Here is an 18,224-nt window from a genome sequence, read left to right as displayed (position 1 = left end):
GCCGGACATCCCGGGTTGCCAGAACCGGCCTCCGGGCGCACACTGGACACGGATTTAAATTGGCAGGACCCCGCCGTCCATCGCGACGACTCGGCCCGGCCAGATTGCCTTTGTTACGGGAGTAGGTGGAATGAAAACCAATCGGATTGCAACTTCGTGCATGGCCGCGGCGCTGATCGCCGCACAGGGCGCCCCGGCCCGCGCCGACTTTGGCGACGCGTTGGTGGGCGGCGTCGTCGGGGGTGTCGTCGGCGGCGTGATCGTGAACGAGGCCAACAAGAAGAAGCAAAGGACCTATGCCGCGCCGCAGGTCAGTTCCGCCCAGCGTACCGCGAATGCCGAGGTGCAGACGGCGCTGAACTATTTCGGCTATCCCGCCGGAACCCCCGACGGCGTTCTGGGAAGCCGGTCGCGCTCGGCGATCGCCGACTACCAGATGACGCTCGGCTATCCGCCCACCGGCCAGCTGACGGAGTATGAGCGTAGCCACCTGATCGCGTCCTACCACCGCGCCGTCGCGGGGGGGCCGGCCACGATGCAGGCGGCGGCCGCCAACCCGATGGGCATGCGCGGGCTTCTCGTCACCTGGCGGGATGAGGCCATGGGCATCACCCCCGCCGTGACGCAGGCCGCGCCAGCGGCCCCGGCAGCCCCTGCCGAGCCTACAATCGCGGCGGCACCGGCGCCCGCGACCGGCCTGCCCACCTTCCTGGGCGCGGCGGGCACGCAGGTTTCGCTTGCCTCCTTCTGCAACCGCGTGGGTCTGATGACCACCACCAACGGCGGCTACACCACGGTCGCGGACATGACCAACCCGATGGACGCCCTGGGCGAGCAGCTCTGCCTGACCCGGTCCTACGCGATCGCCCAGGGGGAGGAACTGGCCGCCCGTGTTCCGGGCACCACGCCCGAACAGATCGCGCAGCAATGCGCGGGCTTCGGCCCCGCGATGAAGGGCGAGCTGGCCGACCTGTCGCTCAGCCCCGCGCCGGCGGTTCTGGAAAAGGTCCGCGGGTTCGCGGTGGGCACCGGCATGCCGCCCGCGCAACTGTCCTCGACGGCGAAGATCTGCCTTTCGGTCGGCTACCGCTCGGATGCGATGGACGTGGCGACGGCCTCCGCGCTGCTGCTCGCCGGGTTGGGCGAGACCGCCTATGCCGAGCTTCTGGGCCACCACCTGAGCCAGGGCTTCGGCGCCAACCAGCGCACCGACCTTGCCTTCGACTGGTATGGCCTCGCGTTGGAGGGCGCGGACCGTCCGGGCGCCGCGGTTTTCGCGCCCGGCCAGCCCGAACGCATGCAGCTTCTGCGCAAGGCCGCCTATGCCATGGTGGGCCGCGAGGATGACGCGATGACAGAGCCGGTCCCCGCCGCCCTGCCCAGCTTCCAGGTGCCGCAGAGCTCCAACTGACCACGGCCTTCGGAGGGTGTGAAGGAATTTTTGGCCCGCTCCAAGAATCCCCTTCACATCCCCGAAACGCTCGGCTAAGAAGCGCGCACCTCGCCGGGCACGACCCGGTACAGAGTGCGGTTGTGGCGGAATTGGTAGACGCGCAGCGTTGAGGTCGCTGTGGGCTAACCCCCGTGGAAGTTCGAGTCTTCTCAACCGCACCATTTATTCCCATAAACATCAGGAATGATTGGTGGATTTTTTAGATCCAACTCTCAGCCCACCAGTTAGCCCACCACTCACACTCAGAGTGCCGCGACAAATTCTTCGATGTCGCGCCGCCTCCAAACGGTCTTGCCCTCCCATTTGATCGGCGACGGCAGTTGATCGTTTCGCACACGATTCCATATGGTGTTACGATGGCAGCCAAGGAGCTTGGCGACCTGCTTGTCGCTCAGCAGCAATGGACTGAACTGTTGGTTTTCTGGGGTCATTCTATCGTTCTCTTCATTGAACGCAGCTCGATGAATCTTTCGCGGCGACTTGCCACGAGGGGAATTCCAGCATGCGATAAGGTTAATGGGTGTCAGGAACCAAGCGGCGAGCAGGCCCGTGGAACATCGCCAGGCGCAGGCGTACTGCGGGCGACTCTGAACTGGTGGTTCTTCTCCCGGTGACCCCGAAAGATCTAACGCAGGTCAACCCTGGTTCCAAACCCCCAAGAAAAGTCTGCAGTGCAAGACCGATTGGATCTGGATCCATGTGATGGCTAGGCCCACGCCCGCTAATCCAGCCGGATTCTCAGGATGAGTATCTCCATAGCTTCTTTGGGGGTTTGAATGAGATGTGATCCAGACAAGAATCTACAGAATATCTCATCTCTGATTATACAATGATTCTCCATTCTGACTAGGTATGTTGTTTATTTTCAGAAAGTTATCTCCAGAGTGTTGCTCTGAAGACCAGCCGTCGAGATCTATTGAAGTTACTCCCGAAGAGTCCTCCGGCAACAAATGCCGAGGCGCTCGACCCGAAAAAAGCATGCCGGCATCTGACCTAGGCTCTGGGACGAGCCTTTTGGTCTCGCTCAACCGCTCATCGCGATCATGATGAAGTCCATGCCTGCAACCATGGATCACCTGCCCTAGCGGCATTCGCTTCAAGTTGATGAGCCTTTCCACGAGATGCACGTATCGAACCGGCCCCTCTCTAGTTCTCAGGCGGGAGGAGACGAACACCGAGGGGTGCCCTTTAGGGTGCACTTTGCAGCCATGAGCACCTTGAGCCTTTAGGTTTTGGGATTGTATGGACGCTGGATAACGGGCAGTTGGCACTCTGCCTTCACCCTGATCGGAAGGCCAAAGCGCAACACCTTCGATCGCGGCGAGAGGCCTGACGCCGTTGGCTCCAGTCTTTAGGCTATTCTAAGGCTTGGGGTGAGCTGGGTCAGCCTTTAGGTTTCAAAGACGCAACCCCTTCAAGTTGGTGAACCCCCAAGAGTGAAAGCAGTCTTTCTCGAGACCTTCCTTTTCGCACCAAGGGGATGTTTTCCCAGCCGTCCTCGAGGCTTGGCAAATTTACAAACGGACTCGCCTGACTGCCTGGCTCGACCCAGGTGTAGGAGCTACCGAAATATGTCTTTATGCTGCCGTCGGATAACTTCTTATCAAGGCCTACATCAGCATAGGTGACCACGAACCTGCTAGACTCGTTCTCCAGATCGACCAACATTCCCACCTTGCCGCCCCGCGGCGCAGGCAAGGCCGCTGTCGCAGCCGGATCGATATCGGGTAAATGTCCCGCTGAAACTGATCTACGCACGCTCTGCGTACGGCCGCCTCCGAAAGCAGGGCATTTTGGGTCGGGTCGATACAGGTGGCAAGACCCTGTGCAGTACCGGCGAGCAATGCCTTGCTTGCGCCCAAACGCATGAAGGGGACGGAACTAAACGCGAGGCTCGCAACAACTGCCCCTCCGGCAAGACCATCAACCACACCCAGCATCGTCTTCCGATCCATGATTTCCCGAGCTTCCTTTTTGTCTATTTCCCCGTGACTTTTCTGAAACCTCGGTGGTCCGCGAGTCTCATTTCCAGATCGGCGTGATCAGCCGAGCACGGCGGAGCTGCCCAAAGCTTCCATCTGAAGAATGCCCCATGGAGCAGAGCGGTTTCGCACTCACTACAATTCTGGAACCTAAATCGCGCCGCGCTGTTAGGGCTGCGGCGCCTTTGAACCCGATCTTCGGCCGGCTTCCCCGACAGGGGGTGTCACGCCCGCACCTCCAGAAGCCTTCTTAGTCTGGTATGACTTGGCGCAGACGTCGTTTCGACTTGCTCGAGACATTTTTCAGAATGTAGCTTAGCTGCATGAAACTTCTCACAAAATCCTGTTCTATCGCCCTAGCCACTGCAGTCAGCTCTTCACCGGCAAACGCACAATCGCTTGTCCCCGTGGGGCAGTGCGCGGTTGTGGTGGCCTCTCGGCCGTCAATAGACGATGCAAGGCAATATATCATCGCTGGTGGCCTGCAACCGGTTGCCCACGTCTTTGCAAGTAGCAATGGCTGGTACGCTATTGCGGCCGGCTTCATTCAAAGCTCTGGATCGACGGCTGTCATCGCACAGAAGAAGCTGGCCCATGAGATCCCGAATGATGCCTATTGCTCGACCGGCGAAATGTACGTCGAAGAGGTCAACTGGCGTGCAGCCGTTCAAGATCCGAACCAACCGGCTAGCGAGGGCCTCTGGGCTGATTTCGACGCCCGACCTCTAACGCGTGCCGAGAAGAGGTTTCTTCAAGCAGCCTTGGCGATGGCAGGGTTCTACACTGGACTTATCGATGGCGCTTGGGGCGAGGGTAGCCAAGCGGCGCTTGAGCGCTATTCGTTTGCCACGTTTGAGACCGAGCCTACCAACGCACATGCAGCCTGGCTTACCGGCATAACGGCCCAAGCCTGGCTCGACGATGGCTGGGAGTACGAACATATTCGACACATTAACATCTCGGCAATGATCCCCTCCGCAAAGCTAATGATGGTCTCACAAACGGGGGCAAAGCAGTCCTGGGAGCACCGGGAGAAGGACCTGCGAGTCATCTTCGAGGACCTGGAAACGGATTATATGAAAGCCTTCCACGGAGCTGTGGCAACAATGGAAGGCCGTATCGGATCCGCCTATCGTCATCGAGGTACTGACAGGTGGGTAACCTCGGTCATGTTCGATACCGGAACCGTGTATGTCAGAAGCGATCTCATTTCCGGCACCTGGTCTACGACCAGTATCTATGCTGGCCCCGGCTTGAAAGGTGAAGTCGGCCTGATTTCCGGCAGCATACAGGTCGGTAGTCCACCGTGGATCGTGCCGGAACCTGGCGGAGTCCTTCTGACCTATTCCGATGAGTTATTCGCGATACTTGATGACGAAGGGAGCGAGGCAGCCCCCAACTTGGACCCAAATGCTGAACTTTCCGGTTCAGTTCCTCCCAAAAGAAACGCAGACGGGGATTCCGTGCGATCGACCGGCACGGCGTTCTTCGTAACCGACGACGGCATCGCTCTCACCAACGCGCATGTCGTGGAGGGCTGCAATTTTTTGGCGCTGGGGGGCAATCCAGCCTCGGTTGTCGCTGTGAGTTCCAACTTCGATCTAGCTGCGCTTAGGATATCTGTCGCTGAACCAACCAAGCCGCTTCTCTTTGCCGCGGCTGACGCATCTTTGAATGCCGACATCACAATCGCTGGCTTCCCACTGCATGGACTCTTAGGAGGGCTGAACGTCAACCGTGGCAGCGTTTCATCAATGAAAGGCCTGCAAGGCGACGAATCCAGCATACAGATCTCCGCGCCGGTACAGCCCGGCAACAGTGGTGGCCCAGTTATTGATCGCTACGGCAACGTGGTCGGCGTTGTCGTGGCGAAGCTCAATACCCTAGCGCTAGCTGATGCGACCGGCGACATAGCTCAGAACGTCAACTTTGCCATTCGAGGCTCGCTCGCAAAGGTATTCCTATCGTCGAATGGAATTGATTTCGCTTTGAAGACTGATGGAGAAGTCTTGGCGCCGGAGGCGTCCGCAGAACTTCTTCGAGACGCAACACATCTGGTGGAGTGCAAGTGATTTCCCTTCAAGAGCCTGAATGAACGTTTCGGCCCTGAGCCAGAATTGCCAAGCTGTCGGCTGCAAAAGCGCCTCATTTTCGCTCAGCGCTCGTCAGGTAGAGGCTTCGTCCGCAGCGTGGATGATACCTCTCACGAGAATGCAGAATATCAATATAACGAGCACTGCGGCCACTCAAACGAGTTTGATCCCAAAGCCGCCAAACGCGCCTCTAGCGCTTGCCAAACCGTGAAACGCAATTCTTGAATACTGCCATCTCGGGGTCGCGGTCGATCAAAGCAACGTTCAGATAATCCGCAATCCGGATCTGAACCCTGCCATCCGAAAACATCTCGGTGCGAGTCAGTTGGATATTCCCGGCCGCAACGCTTGTATCAATTCGGATACCGTCACTGCGAGTTTCCTGTTGAACGTCGCGACGGTTAACCATCCAACCCTCCATTGGGTTTAGGCCGTCCATCATGCAGTCACCGAACCCCGGGACATTGTTCACCGTTGCAGCCGCGGCTACGGGAAATTTCTCAGTACTCTCTGCAGTTGGATAGCAGCCCGCAACAGCGCATCCGGCCAGAACGAAAAGCAACATTGGCTTCATAGAAAAAAACTCCCGGACCGCCCTACCCCATGACCCTCACTCGCTTCCAAAGCCTTGGCAACAGCTAATTGCGCCACTCATGGTGAGCCCTTGGGTTTTCTCGATCGCCGAAGCAGGAGCCAGGCACAGAAAGCTTGGCACCCCTATGAATTGCGCCGTCAGCCTGGGCAGACGTGCCCACTCAAGGAGGCAGCCCGTACGCCGATGTACCTCGAACATGAATACACCGACCTAGCCGCGCGGCATGGCTAGATATTGTGGTCTTATGGCAGCGATGCCCTTCACTACGTCGAAGATCACAACGAAAAATGCGCTGCCAACCATCTACCTGCCGCCATTCGCTTTTGCACATGCGCTCGATGCGCTTCAGGCGACCGCGGATGCTTCCGCCGATGGCGTAGATTATTGCAGTACCAACAGGCCGCAACGATGTTCTCCGCAGTGTTCACACCACCTTCGGACCGCGGGTGGAGATGCTCGACCGTGCACCGCAGTATCTTTGGCAGCGGTCCCGATTTGATGCGTGCCTGAGCAGCAGGATCGAAGGCGCAATCCCACATTGGCAGACCACAGTAATAGCATCGCCCACCCTGCGCGATCATTTTCTTCATACGAATATTCTTCAGTACTCCCATGGCACAGGGACTCCATTCAGCTTTGTGAAAAGCGAATGCGCAGCGCCACCAAGAGCGCCCCCCGGCAGGAAGCAAAAGCTTGCGCGAGACCCGATGAACCGTGGCTTCGCAATCCGGATCGCGAAATCTGAAGTATCAACTTCAGATCAGAGCAGCCAATTTGGCTTTCCCAAGACAAGCAAAATCATCTTCGCAAAGTCAAAGTAGTAGGCAGCAAGATGGGTGTCAACGGAGCCCTAGAAACCGCCACCACGGGAAGTAAGATCGCGCAGGCTGTCCAAGGAGAGTTTCATATCCATCGACAAGCTCCGCGCCGGAATCGTGTGCCACTTTGCGCTCGATTAACTCAGGGTCCGTTTGAGGAAGCCGACGCTAACTTGCCAGGGGCATTGTCCGCGAGCAGCACCCCACGCAATTATCGTTGACCGCTTCCAAAAGAGGCGGAACATTGAGCAGATATCGGAAGCGCTGGGGCTAGGCCTCCAGGCCGAAATCATCTGAACACCCCCGTAGAGAAAGCGTGATGCGAATCATCCGGATACTGCTTCGATCAACGATCGGGCTTGTGCTCGTAATGAGTGTGGTGCTGAACCTAGCGCTAGCCTTCGTCAACTTTGTCCTTCAGCCCATATGGAAAGCCGCTGCCGTCGCCACAGCCGTTGCAACGACCAAGACGGCGGCGAAGGCGAGTGAGAAGACAGCGGTGGCCAAGACAAAGGTTCGTGAAAAGGCGAAGGGGAGACTGCGCCGCCTGACTGTTGCTGTACCGATCGCCGGCGTAGCCGCCGCCGCAGCCTTTGAATACAACGACTATACAGAATGGCTGGAGGAAAACCCGGAAGGGACAGTAGACCAATACACTAGAGAAACAATTGAGACGACAAAGCTGGTCATCGACGAGGTGCTCGACGAACTCCCCGCGTGGCTGTCCATAGACCGGGAGCAGTTGATTGGGCAGATGGAAGCCGTATTCGCGCAGATGCGATCGCTCGTAGGCAACTAGCGACGCAACCTAGGGCGAGAATCTAGCTTCGCAACACTTTCCAGCGCGCCGAATACCTTCTCGAAATGTAACTCGCTGTACCCTGCTTGCCGACGTTCTCATCTATCTCCCCAGGAAGCTCTCGCTACATCTCGATATATCTTCGCTAAAAGATATCCGCTAAATTCTCTGAATCTATGATGCCATGCAGACGTTGCTCGTGCTCCTTTTCGGGGCTGGCGATGCAATCGATCGAGACCTCATCCAAGACCTTTAAGTCGATCCGCTGATTCTGTTCGCGAGGCGCGCAGCTCCCACCAGTTCGCATCTCTGCCATGTCAGTCGAATTCAACTTTTTTGAATCGCCCGGTAGATTGCAGACATTATTCATCGCAAGTGGAAATGGATGCCCGTTCACTGGTTCTGCGTTGCTCGCGGATTAGTCTGCAGACCTTCTTAATACGCTATGGCAGTGTGCTTGGATGAGTGCAGAAAATTTCATGAAACCGAAAACCCAATATGAACTAACACGACCTCGCTCTTCACTGAGGCATGAATTCCAACGAGGCTTGAACAAGTCGCCAACGTAGGCGTAACGTCCGGCTCAGCCCGCCTCAAAGAAGCATCCTGTAATTTCGTGAATCCGCGTCCGTTGACTTTATGATCTGGTACTCCATTCCGCTTGCGACGGCTATTTGCTCCGCAAATTCCTTCTTCGCCTGCACTACGGCATTATCGATTTGATGATCGCCCTTAACCTCAACAACAACGTATTTTTCGCTTCCGTCAGCCTCTTCCCGCAAGAAAACAAAATCTGGGTAGTAGCTGCGTACGGTATGCGAATCCGGGTCGATATATTGGATGAAGAAATCGGACTGCCCGTGCGTCAGCATTCCGGTAAAGTATATTTTCTTCACCCGCTTTTCTCTGAGCAAGTCCCAGAACAGCGTTCGTTCGGAGTTTGAATCGAAGCAATAGGTGTCGAGGTGGAAGCTCTTGTCGCGCTCAGCTTCCTTCAGTACCTCGTCGGTGCTGCGCACGATCTTATCCTTGGCGGCAGTAACTTCGTAGAAGCCGCTGGAGGGCAATTTGATGAGCTCGACTTCATGCTCTTCTTTTTGCTGATCTTCATCGAGCTCAAAAAGCATTCGGAATAGACGGGGTATAACCTCATCATAGAGAAGTTCGTTGAATTCATTTGTGATCTCAACGAGCCTATCTAGGCCTTCTTTTGTTGCGTCCAAAAGGCTTTCGGAATGCAGTGGTGACTGATTCAGATATCTAGATACCTCACCCACCAAGCTGAGACGTGAAAACGTCTGCTTTTCTCGTCGCTCGGTAAGGTCAAACGTGCGGCTAGATGAAGCGCGAGATGCCTGTGTCGGCGAAAGGCCTTCTTGCTGTGTCTCTACCAGGCGATATTTTTCGACAAGCTCGCTCCATTTGTCTCGCGCGGCCAACTCAGGAAACAGAGCTCGGCCTGGCATCACGGCCTTCTCACGGACATGGTATTGCTTCCGCACCCGAACAAGCTTGATCTTTACTGGGGGCTCGACGACCTTGACCTGAACTCGCTCTTTGTCGCTCGCGACCTTCTGCAGGTCTGCGGCGCTGATCCTAAAATTCTGCTGCAGTTCGTCGTTCAGGATTTCCATGTTGTCGTCGGAAAGGAACACATGTCCCGTATGCTGGCCTTGGCCGATGGCACGAAGGCAGCGCATCGTGGCTTGGAGAACGAAAACTTTGGACTTGGGCTCTCGGAACAGGCCGACCCCGAACAGTGACCGGCAGTTCCAACCCTCACGGCCCTTGTTTACGAGCAGGATGAATTGCTTCTCGGAAGCCGGGGTGTCCAGCCGATTGAACTCGCGAATATCATCATTCGAGGTTAGTTTGTCGTCGCCGACGTTGACCAATATGCGGGAAGTCGGAAGTCCCCTCTTGGTAAGAGCTCTCTCGACTGCAGGTCGCAGTTCCTTGGTGAGCTCGTCGATCGTTGCCGCGAAGAAGGCCAGCTTGGGCAACATGCCTTCCGGTTTCAGATCTCCAGTCTCATCGAGGAATTGATCCACGGCGATGTCGATGAACTCGTCGGTGCGGGTGTTTCGGTATCCGTGTAGCACGACCTTCTTGAGGAAGCCCTTGTCGATGGCCTCCTTGAGCCCGTACGCGTAGACCACCTCAGGCAGCACTTCTTTCCCGACGTACGGCGTGCCGGTGTAGTTGTAGCACGCGACGACGCGGGTTCCTGCGCGGTTCAGATTGGCGGCGAGCTGGTCGATTGTGGTGCGCAGACTGGTGTCAGTCTCTTTGGCACCGATCCCCATGTCCTTGGCTAGGGTCTTGCCGAAAGCGTGGTGCGCCTCGTCCACGTAGATGCCCAGCTGCTCGAGGCGGCACAGCTTTTCGAACCGCTGGTTCGTGGTCAGTTCGGCCTCTTCTTCGGGTTGGTCCCAATCGTAAAGGTCGGCCGCGTCGCCGTAGACGCCTGGCGCTGTCACCGTTTCGGGCGTTGCGCCGAACAGCGCATCCATCGGGGTCTTTTGCTTGTGCTGCCGCTTCAGGATGATCTTTTGGGTGTTAGACACCACGATGTTGAAGCGCGACCGGTCTAGCGTGCTCAGCGAGGTGCCAGCCTCCTCCAGGTAGTGGAAGCGCAGGTGGGTGGTCAGGAAGTTCACGTATTCCGGCGGCACGACCAGCGCGAGGTCGAAGGATTCGATTTCCTTCAGGGACTGCAGCACCGTCTTGTCCGGAGCAAAGACCAGCGCGTTGTGGCAGTACCGCTTGTCCTTCTCGAATTTGTTTCCCAGCAGGAACTCGTAGAAGATGCAGGTCGCCATGAGGATCGTCTTGCCGGTCCCCATGGTCAGGGCGAAAATGTAGTTCGGGTAGATGCGAGAGTTCTTCCGCATCGCCGCGAAAACGGCCTTGTATTGGTCCTGCGTCACGGCATCGAACATCGAGCCTTGGCGGGTGTCACCACCGATGATCCCGCCTTCTTGGCGGCCTGCAAAGGCGCCGGTCTTCTCGAACCAGGCCTTGAAAACCTCCTCGACCTTTGCGTTGTCCATGAATTCCTTCAGGAAAACATAGATCTCCAGCGCCTCGAACTGAGGCTGGCGCAGGAAGGCCTTGGGGTTCTTGCCCGGGTTGTTGAAGTCCAGGAACTTGCGGGTCAGCTCCTTGTAATGCGTGCGGATCGTACCGCGGTTGCCGCGGTAGAATTCCCACAGGAACTGGAAGAAGGCGAAGTCCAGCGACGCACTGACCGCTTTGGCGCGTTTAGCCATTGGTCACGCTCCCTTCCCACGACTCGGAGAGGAGGTCGGTGATCTTCACGCGAATCGTCCCGGCGTCGGCCGGCACCTTGTAGCGGCCCGCCACGAGGTCGGTCTTGCCCGGGATATCCACCACCGTCGGCTGCAGAATGGCCCCGTCGTAGTTCCAATCGATGAGGATGCTCTCAACCAGTTCGCGCCAGTCCTCGACCGTCTCTTTCTGCTTCGACAGCTTCTGCAACAGGTTCATGGGGTAGAAGCGGTCCACCACCAGCTCGCCATCTTTGATGACGACCTTCGCCTCGGAGTCGCGGCGGAACTCGAGGTTCGCCTTGTCGCGCAGGATGTCGACCACCTCGACATCGATTTTGTAAGGTGCTGCGGCCAGCTTGAGCCGGGCGGCGAGGTCGGGCTCGTGACCCATGCAGACGAGCGTGAGCTTCTCCACGGGCCGGTTCGGATGTTCGGCCTGACGGCGTTCCCATGCCTTGTAGTCGAAGCCCGAAATCAGCTCGTTCAGGTCAGCGCGGGTAGCGATGCGGTTGACTGGCATGACCTTGACCATGCGACCGTCTTTCTCGCCATCGAAGACCGTGCTCAGTTCAAGAGGCTGGATCTCAAGTGCTTCTAGAAGAAGGTCCTTCGCCTGCGCCGGATTGCGAAATATGTCGTAATGGTTAACGTTATAGACCTCAAAGCCAGTGTAATAATTTTCGCCTTCCTCTGGGAGCTTTTCGCTGAGTTCAGCCGCAACGTTAATTAGTCGTTTCATGGTCGTCTGAACGGCGCCAAGATTAATGTCCGCGCCGATAAATCTACGGCCGAGTTTCATGGCCACTGCTTGAGAAGTTCCGGATCCCATGAAGAAATCCAAAACGATTTCGCTGGGGTTCGATGAAGTACGTATTATTCTTTCCAATAGGCATTCAGGCTTCTGTGTGGGGTAGTCCAGCCGTTCGCTTGAGGTGGGACTGACGCGATTCAGGTCATCCCAAAGATCTGTTACAGGAGTGCCCTTGGCATCCTTGAGAAACCGCTTTCTGCTAAGCGAGCGCCCAGTTGAAGACACGACGATCTCGCCCTTTTCGTAGAGTGCCTGCATCGTCTCCTTTGAATATCTCCAGTATCCAGAAACTCCTAGGAACTCATAATATGGGTTGCCTTTACTGGCGCCTCCTGGCCCATCAACAGGCATTAGGCGATAACGCTCTCCTGTCTCCTCGTCGACATACTTGTAGTCACGCGCCAGCACTTCCTCGGTATACGCAACGTATTGTTGGTTCCATGTCGGTCTTCCATTGTTAGAGTAGATGAAGATAGTGTCAGTGACGCGCCCAAAATGGACAGCGCCTTGCCCACTGTTGCCTTGTGCATGAGATCGCTGCCACGTAATTACATTGTGGCAGTTTTCGTGACCGAATATCTCATCCAGAATGCAGCGGAGATGATGCGACTTGTGCCAGTCACAGTGAAGATAAATTGTTCCAGATTCTGAAAGCAGCTCGCGCGCTATAGATGCGCGCTCATACATGAACTGAAGGTAGTCGTCATTCGCCCAAATGTCTGTATACTGCTTTTCCTCAAAGCTAGACATATCATTTGAAGTCGATTTCCCCTGCAATTTTATGTTCTTTTTATAATCGGCTTTTGAGTCGAACGGTGGATCAATGTAGATCAAATCGACACTGCCGCGAAACTCTTTGAGCAGATGACTCATGACCTGGAGATTGTCGCCCCAGAAAATCTTGTTGCGCCATCCACTGACCTCCTCGCCATGCACCTCTTTCAACTGGGCGGGGTAGAATTGCGTGGACGTGAATGGCCGCTTCCCGCGCCAGTTCAGCATCGGATAGCCCTTGATGGGCGCGAACTGAAATTTCTCCACGCTCTCCAGGTTGCCCGTATCGGCACCAAGGCTCATGGCGGTCTGATCGTCTTTCACATCACTCATCGGTCGTCTTTCCTGAAATTCCAGTTCTTCGCGTCGCAATAGGCGCGCATGTCACAGTTCTCGCACAACCTATCGGGGCGCGCGGCTATTCGGTAGTCCGCGCATTCGATGCGGTGGACGATTTCATCAAAGCGGGAGATCGTCTTGCCGATCGCCCGGTCATCCTTGGCGAAGCTGACATAGGGGTTCCCGTCCTGCTCGCCGGTGTAATAGAGGTGCATCCGGCTGACCTTCTGGCCTGTCCGCTCTTCGATGAGGTGGGCGTAGACTTCGAGCTGGCTTTGGTACTGGCGCAGCCGGTCGCGGTCCTTCTCCATGTCGGGCTTCTTCTCGGACTTGAAGTCCACGACCTCGACCGTGCCGCCTTCGCCCCGGATCAGGTCGACATTGCCCTTCAGGATGTAGTCATCCTTGACCAGAGAGATCCCGACCTCGGTTTCCTTGATCTGGTCCCAATTGCCATTCTCGCGCTCGTAATAGCGCATGACGTGCCTACGCGCGGCCTCGAGGGTGATGGGCGCCAGGAAGACGCGCTCCTTCTTCGACAGCATGGCATAGTTGGTGGAGAACCAGCTTTCGATGGCGTCGGGCGTGACCGTGTGTTCCTCGCCCCGAAGGACAGCCTTGTGGATGTCTTCAATGGTCTGGTGAACCAGCGTGCCGAATAGCATGGGGCTGACGCGGATGGCGGCGAACTCCAGCTCCTTGAAGAAGCGATACTGCTCGGCGCAGTTTTCGAAGAGCGTGATGTGCGAAGTGAAGGAATACTCGCGCTTGAGGTTGATTTCCTTCACCTTTTCGAAGGTGAACTGGGTCAGGTCGACTCCCCGCCACTCTGGCAGGGCACGGAAAACATCCTCAAAATACTTCGATGGCGATCTGCCGTGTCCGTGCCGCTCCTGCGCGGCCAAGATCAGCAGGTTCTGCGCCCGCGAGAAGGCGGTGTAGTAGAGACGCCAGAAATCGAAGTGCTTGATGCTATCCAGCGGCTCAAACCGCGCCTTCGACAGGTAGCCACCGTCCTCGAGGATCTCGTCCAGATCGGTGTGCTGCTTGCGCGGCACCGCCTCGAGTGAGCCGCATACGACCACGGGGAACTCTAGCCCCTTGGACTGGTGGATGGTCAGGAACGATACGCAGCCCTTCGGCGCGTATTCCGCCTCATCCTCATACTCCCCGATGCCGCCTTCCTTGAGGAAGCGGAAGAACTGGTTGAACAGGTTCCGCAAGTCGCGTTCGAGGTATTCGGGGTTAAGAACCGTGACGTAGTGAAGGTATTCGAACTTGGTGATCAGCTTCGAGAAGGTCGCCAGGTTGCGGGCCGCACGGCCTTTGTCGACACCCTGCATGGCCTCTTCGTCCAGAAAGCGGGAGAACAGGGGGAACTGGAGCAGCTGATAGAACAGCCCAGAGAAGGCATAGTCGGCGGTTTGTGTGAGCACTGCATGTCGCTTGGCGAGTGGCCGGGCCCACTCAAGCATGCGGCGGTTCTCTGGCTTACGGAGTTCATCCGCGAACGCCTTGAAGCACTCGTGGTCGTAATAGCCCCAAATGGCGAGCTGCGCACCTTCGACCCACTGTCGCACCTTGGGGAACTGCGGAAACAGGAAGATAAACGCTCCTATCATCAAGCGGATCTCCTCCCGCTCGAAGAACATGTTAGAGCGCGGCGAATAGACAGGGACGCCGTTGCCTTCGAGAAAGCGCGCCAGCTCGAGCACCCGGTCGTTCTTGACCGAGCGGAATAGAAAGGCGACCTGGTTCCAATCAGTCAGTCGCCCGGATCCGGTTAGCGCTGTCAGGAAAGCGATGACTTCGTTGTGCCAGTTTTCGCTCTCACCTTTATCGTCCGACGCGCTCAGACGGGCCACGGCAGGAACATCGGGGAAGCTGTCCTCACGCGGAAGAATCTGCTTCGGGAAGCGGAATGTCGTACCTTGCTCCTCCCAATCCAGCCGCTCCATCCACTCGTTGTAGAAGTCGATGATCCCTGGATGGGAGCGATAGTTCACCGTTAGCCGCACCTGCGTGCAACGGCCTGGCGGAAACAGCTGTGGGAACTCCAGGATGTTGCGAATTGTGGCCCCCCGAAATCGGTAGAGACCTTGGTCATCATCGCCCACGACGCAGAGGTTACTCCTGTCGCCGGCGAGAAGAAGCAGGATCTGTTCCTGGATCGTATTGGTGTCCTGATACTCATCGACCATCAGGTACGTGATCTTGTCGCGCAGCTGAGCAAGCACGTCCGGGCGCCGGCGCAGGAGCTGCAGTGCCTCGTACTGAATCCCCGAGAAGTCCAGGCAGTTGTTTTCCTCGAGAAGCTCTTGGTACTTCAGGAAACAACGAGCCAGTGAGCACACCTCCGGATCTGGCGCCGTCTCGAGAACATGGGGATCCAGGGCCTCTTCGCTGACCTTGTTCAGCCACTTCATGAGAATTTCAGACTGCGCCCAGCGGCCGGTCTGGTCACCCCCCATTACAAGTTGTGCGTCTGCAAGCTCCCGAAAGTCCTTGATCCTCTGGTAGAGAAAGTACTGCTGATCGAACTGATCGAAAAGCGTGAAGCTGCGCCTCAACCGGGTGTACTCTCGGAACTCTTCCAGCACGCGCAGGCAGATTGAATGAAATGTGCCGAGGTACATTTCATTCAAATTGAACGGAATATCTAGCTGTGCAAGGCGATTTGAAACCCGAGTGGTAAGCTCCCGGGCGGCCTTGTCGGTGAACGTAACGACAAGTAGGCTTTCTGGGGCAACCTTCTTCTCGGTGATCAGGTGAACAATACGTTCAACAAGTGTGAAGGTCTTGCCAGAGCCTGGGCCTGCAATGATTAGTACGGGCCCTTCTGCGGCCTTGATCGCCTCCTGTTGCTGACGATTCGCGCTAGAGCCAATGTCTCTCATCACCAGAACTCCGCTTTTTGCGATCTCTATTGCCGCCGAAACTGCGGGTACGGAGAGAACAAGACGATCAGGTCGTGCAATGTGGTAGACATAGCTTTGATCAAATCTCCAATGTTCAGTGTACCCGTGAGACACTATCCGCTGGCGCGTGTTATGCCACTAGAATCCTTGGATTTGTGCGCCCTGAACGATAGCGCGGGATTGGATGACGATGAGCAGAGCGCCCGCGTTCGCGTCCTCAAGTCGTCGCCGGGGCAAGTCGGATGCGTCGATGAGATCTAGTGTTGTTGACATGAGGCCTTGCAGATTCAACCTGGGGAGTTCCTCGGGAGAGCATAACCGCTACGGGGGGGGGGGTGTTTCGGGTGTTGATCTACACACCCTAAACACGGCTATGAGAACCGCCCAAGAAGATATCGTAACTGCAAAAGTTCTTGCCCTCATATTCACTACCACAGTAGGCGTAATATGAGAATAAGCGCCTACAAGGCAACTCAGCTGTCAATAACAGCTCACCATGTTTCCCCAAGCATAATACTGGCACTTGGTTGCGCGGGGAGTATTGACTTGCATGCTATTGGCCGTAGCGTTGAGCTGGGCTAATGATGCCTCATACTCTTGCTTTCGACGCTGTTGCTCCGCTAGGGCAATTTGGTGCTTGGCCGCGAGAAAGGCGAACTTGTTGCAGTCCTGTGGCGTGACACCATTTCGCCGCAAGTCAGGCTGAAACGCCTGAATCATCGCTTGAACGCGCGCGGGGTCTTGAGACCTAAGCTGGCTACCAACGTAGTCCAGAAAGGCTACTGCGGCCGGCAAATCCGACTGGCTTCCATTCTTTGAGCAGGTGTCCCCGACGATCCAGGCCGCAGTCGCACTCTGCAGTTGAGCATCGCTCATGACCTGAACCGGGGCCGTACAGCCGCCCAAGGCAATTAGACTTATACAACTCAAGCTGAGGATGATTCGGGATTTCCAAGAGATCATAGGTGGGGTGGTCATCGGTTACCTCTAAGAGTACTGGCGTGGCGCCCTCAGACAGGGTGTGTAGAGAGAGGGGACCGCAAAATATCGGCAACAAACATTGAGCCCAAAGACCCCTTTCGACACCGTGAGGACGGATGCCATTTGCAGGTGAAATTTGCGACAGAGAGCATACTGGTTTGATGGTCTGAGCGATCTTGAACGTAACTTCCTAGCCTTGAAGAGAAATGCCGCGGACATTTCCTTGTGCTTGAAAGTGGGTTTTCAGTGACGTTTGCCCCCCTGTTGCCGCCAGTGGAGTGCTATGATTCAATCGTGGCAACAGGAAGGCGAAGGTGGCGGAGAATCGTTAGATTTCAAAATTCTAGTCGACTTGACATGAGAGGAATCCTGCACCCTTTATTCACGCAGATCTTCACCAGACACTCCGTTTTCTGCGCCGCCAGTCTGGTTCGACGGCCAGACTGCCGGCAGACGCGATGGTTGAAGCATCTTCTCTAAAGGATTCGAAGCCCGTTTTTGTCGGCCGCCTGAACATACCAGTCAGGCGCTTTACCTTTTCCAGACCAGGTCTGGCGAGGGTTCTGAGGATTGCGAAAGAGTGCCGGGGCCTTCTTTCTCCTGGCGGTCACCCTTATGGCCGATACTACGTCCTCAAAACGAAGTTCGTGGTCCTTGACGAGGTCCTTGATCTCCTCCAGCGCATGCTGCTTCTTTTCTTCTGTCCGGTCTGCCAGCATTGATTCGACAGCCGCCAATAGCCGCTGAGCTTCTTCAAGGGACAGCTCCTGCAAGTCACTCGCTCTAACTTCACGGGGTGCCATCAGACGAACTCCTGCATTGCCAACTTGCCGAGGGGCACCCGGACTTCAGTCTGACGAACTGGTCCATGGCATGGATCGTCATCGCCGCCTCGCGTGGAGATGTGCCGGCCGACAACTCTCAGCGCGGCATCTATGTCCATGTCCAGAACCTTGGCAACAGACAGGCATGCGATGATTGTCTCGCAGAGCGTCAGGAGAACCGTTGTTCGGTCAAGGTCTCCGAATTCGATAGTCAGGCCGTCGCGGCCAAGTGACGTTTCTTGAGCAACCAGATCAACTGCAATTTGTGCCATGGCAAGCTCTAGGCGCCCCCTTGGTTCGGCGCCGGCGGCTTTGAAATGTTCTATTGTTTCAGTCACTTTTCGGAAATATTCTGCGATAGCCCGGTGCATCTCTAGAGTGGTTACGCCTTCTGAAAAGCCCGTCTCGATGCGGGCGCAGATCTCAGCGACGAGGTCCATGCGCGCGGTATTAAGGGATTCTGGTTCGTTCACTTCTTTGGTTCCTTGCTTGGGTTGATGGAAGGAGGCGAAGCTCGCGGCTGCGCCATGTAGCGGCAGCCAGC

At 56.4% G+C, this 18,224-nt stretch carries 12 protein-coding genes and 1 tRNA gene; 4 read left to right on the top strand and 9 right to left on the bottom strand.

The features are described from left to right. Nucleotides 1-130: 130 nt before the first annotated feature. The gene (locus tag OE647_RS08880; RefSeq protein ID WP_263721372.1) at nucleotides 131-1,411 is read left to right on the top strand and encodes a peptidoglycan-binding domain-containing protein; all 1,281 of its coding nucleotides are present in this window, start codon (nucleotides 131-133) and stop codon (nucleotides 1,409-1,411) included. Nucleotides 1,412-1,527: 116 nt separating this feature from the next. Beyond that, a tRNA-Leu gene (locus OE647_RS08875) sits at nucleotides 1,528-1,614 on the top strand. A gap of 81 nt (nucleotides 1,615-1,695) precedes the next feature. On the opposite strand, the gene OE647_RS08870 is transcribed toward OE647_RS08875, so the two are convergent. After that, on the bottom strand, nucleotides 1,696-1,884 hold the full coding sequence (locus OE647_RS08870; protein ID WP_263721371.1) for a helix-turn-helix transcriptional regulator: 189 nt from the start codon (nucleotides 1,882-1,884) through the stop codon (nucleotides 1,696-1,698). Nucleotides 1,885-3,758: 1,874 nt separating this feature from the next. Between OE647_RS08870 and OE647_RS08865 the strand changes: the two genes are divergently transcribed. Next, nucleotides 3,759-5,507, top strand: a complete 1,749-nt coding sequence (locus OE647_RS08865; protein WP_263721370.1) for a trypsin-like peptidase domain-containing protein — start codon at nucleotides 3,759-3,761, stop codon at nucleotides 5,505-5,507. Between the two features lie 211 nt (nucleotides 5,508-5,718). On the opposite strand, the gene OE647_RS08860 is transcribed toward OE647_RS08865, so the two are convergent. Further along, on the bottom strand, nucleotides 5,719-6,102 hold the full coding sequence (locus tag OE647_RS08860) for a hypothetical protein (RefSeq protein ID WP_263721369.1): 384 nt from the start codon (nucleotides 6,100-6,102) through the stop codon (nucleotides 5,719-5,721). Between the two features lie 296 nt (nucleotides 6,103-6,398). Next, nucleotides 6,399-6,662 carry an HNH endonuclease signature motif containing protein gene (locus OE647_RS20165; protein ID WP_412174938.1) on the bottom strand — a complete coding sequence of 88 codons (264 nt, stop codon included), beginning with the start codon at nucleotides 6,660-6,662 and terminating at the stop codon, nucleotides 6,399-6,401. A 598-nt stretch (nucleotides 6,663-7,260) separates the two neighbouring features. On the opposite strand from OE647_RS20165, the gene OE647_RS08855 reads away from it, so the two are divergent. Next, a complete protein-coding gene (locus OE647_RS08855) occupies nucleotides 7,261-7,740 on the top strand; it encodes a hypothetical protein (protein ID WP_263721368.1) in 480 nt (159 codons plus the stop codon). Between the two features lie 593 nt (nucleotides 7,741-8,333). Here the strand turns inward: OE647_RS08855 and OE647_RS08850 are convergent. The 6 genes from OE647_RS08850 to OE647_RS08825 form a co-directional block, all read right to left on the bottom strand. Further along, entirely contained in the window at nucleotides 8,334-11,012 is a 2,679-nt protein-coding gene (locus OE647_RS08850; protein WP_263721367.1) for a TnsA endonuclease N-terminal domain-containing protein, read from the bottom strand. Further along, nucleotides 11,005-12,951 carry a site-specific DNA-methyltransferase gene (locus OE647_RS08845; protein WP_263721366.1) on the bottom strand — a complete coding sequence of 649 codons (1,947 nt, stop codon included), beginning with the start codon at nucleotides 12,949-12,951 and terminating at the stop codon, nucleotides 11,005-11,007. Before OE647_RS08845 ends, OE647_RS08850 begins: the two co-directional genes overlap by 8 nt. Continuing rightward, complete coding sequence (locus tag OE647_RS08840) at nucleotides 12,948-15,854, bottom strand: ATP-dependent helicase (RefSeq protein ID WP_263721365.1); 2,907 nt, start codon at nucleotides 15,852-15,854, stop codon at nucleotides 12,948-12,950. The genes OE647_RS08845 and OE647_RS08840 overlap by 4 nt, the downstream gene beginning before the upstream one ends. A 501-nt stretch (nucleotides 15,855-16,355) precedes the next feature. Continuing rightward, nucleotides 16,356-16,751: a hypothetical protein gene (locus OE647_RS08835; protein ID WP_263721364.1), complete on the bottom strand. Its 396-nt coding sequence runs from the start codon at nucleotides 16,749-16,751 to the stop codon at nucleotides 16,356-16,358. Nucleotides 16,752-17,332: 581 nt separating this feature from the next. After that, nucleotides 17,333-17,659: an H-NS histone family protein gene (locus tag OE647_RS08830; RefSeq protein WP_263721363.1), complete on the bottom strand. Its 327-nt coding sequence runs from the start codon at nucleotides 17,657-17,659 to the stop codon at nucleotides 17,333-17,335. Continuing rightward, nucleotides 17,659-18,153, bottom strand: a complete 495-nt coding sequence (locus tag OE647_RS08825) for a hypothetical protein (protein WP_263721362.1) — start codon at nucleotides 18,151-18,153, stop codon at nucleotides 17,659-17,661. Before OE647_RS08825 ends, OE647_RS08830 begins: the two co-directional genes overlap by 1 nt. Nucleotides 18,154-18,224 lie beyond the last annotated feature (71 nt).

The sequence above is a fragment of the Albidovulum sediminicola genome (genome assembly GCF_025751575.1).
GTDB classification, from domain to species: domain Bacteria; phylum Pseudomonadota; class Alphaproteobacteria; order Rhodobacterales; family Rhodobacteraceae; genus Albidovulum; species Albidovulum sediminicola.
This window is presented reverse-complemented; position numbering and strand designations above follow the sequence as displayed.

Excerpts from the sequence above, each read along its gene's own strand:
- OE647_RS08880 (WP_263721372.1), top strand. The coding sequence starts at position 131 with ATGAAAACCAATCGGATTGCAACTTCGTGCATGGCCGCGGCGCTGATC.
- OE647_RS08870 (WP_263721371.1), bottom strand. The coding sequence starts at position 1,884 with ATGACCCCAGAAAACCAACAGTTCAGTCCATTGCTGCTGAGCGACAAG.
- OE647_RS08865 (WP_263721370.1), top strand. The coding sequence starts at position 3,759 with ATGAAACTTCTCACAAAATCCTGTTCTATCGCCCTAGCCACTGCAGTC.
- OE647_RS08860 (WP_263721369.1), bottom strand. The coding sequence starts at position 6,102 with ATGAAGCCAATGTTGCTTTTCGTTCTGGCCGGATGCGCTGTTGCGGGC.
- OE647_RS20165 (WP_412174938.1), bottom strand. The coding sequence starts at position 6,662 with ATGTGGGATTGCGCCTTCGATCCTGCTGCTCAGGCACGCATCAAATCG.
- OE647_RS08855 (WP_263721368.1), top strand. The coding sequence starts at position 7,261 with ATGCGAATCATCCGGATACTGCTTCGATCAACGATCGGGCTTGTGCTC.
- OE647_RS08850 (WP_263721367.1), bottom strand. The coding sequence starts at position 11,012 with ATGGCTAAACGCGCCAAAGCGGTCAGTGCGTCGCTGGACTTCGCCTTC.
- OE647_RS08845 (WP_263721366.1), bottom strand. The coding sequence starts at position 12,951 with ATGAGTGATGTGAAAGACGATCAGACCGCCATGAGCCTTGGTGCCGAT.
- OE647_RS08840 (WP_263721365.1), bottom strand. The coding sequence starts at position 15,854 with ATGAGAGACATTGGCTCTAGCGCGAATCGTCAGCAACAGGAGGCGATC.
- OE647_RS08835 (WP_263721364.1), bottom strand. The coding sequence starts at position 16,751 with ATGAGCGATGCTCAACTGCAGAGTGCGACTGCGGCCTGGATCGTCGGG.
- OE647_RS08830 (WP_263721363.1), bottom strand. The coding sequence starts at position 17,659 with ATGGCACCCCGTGAAGTTAGAGCGAGTGACTTGCAGGAGCTGTCCCTT.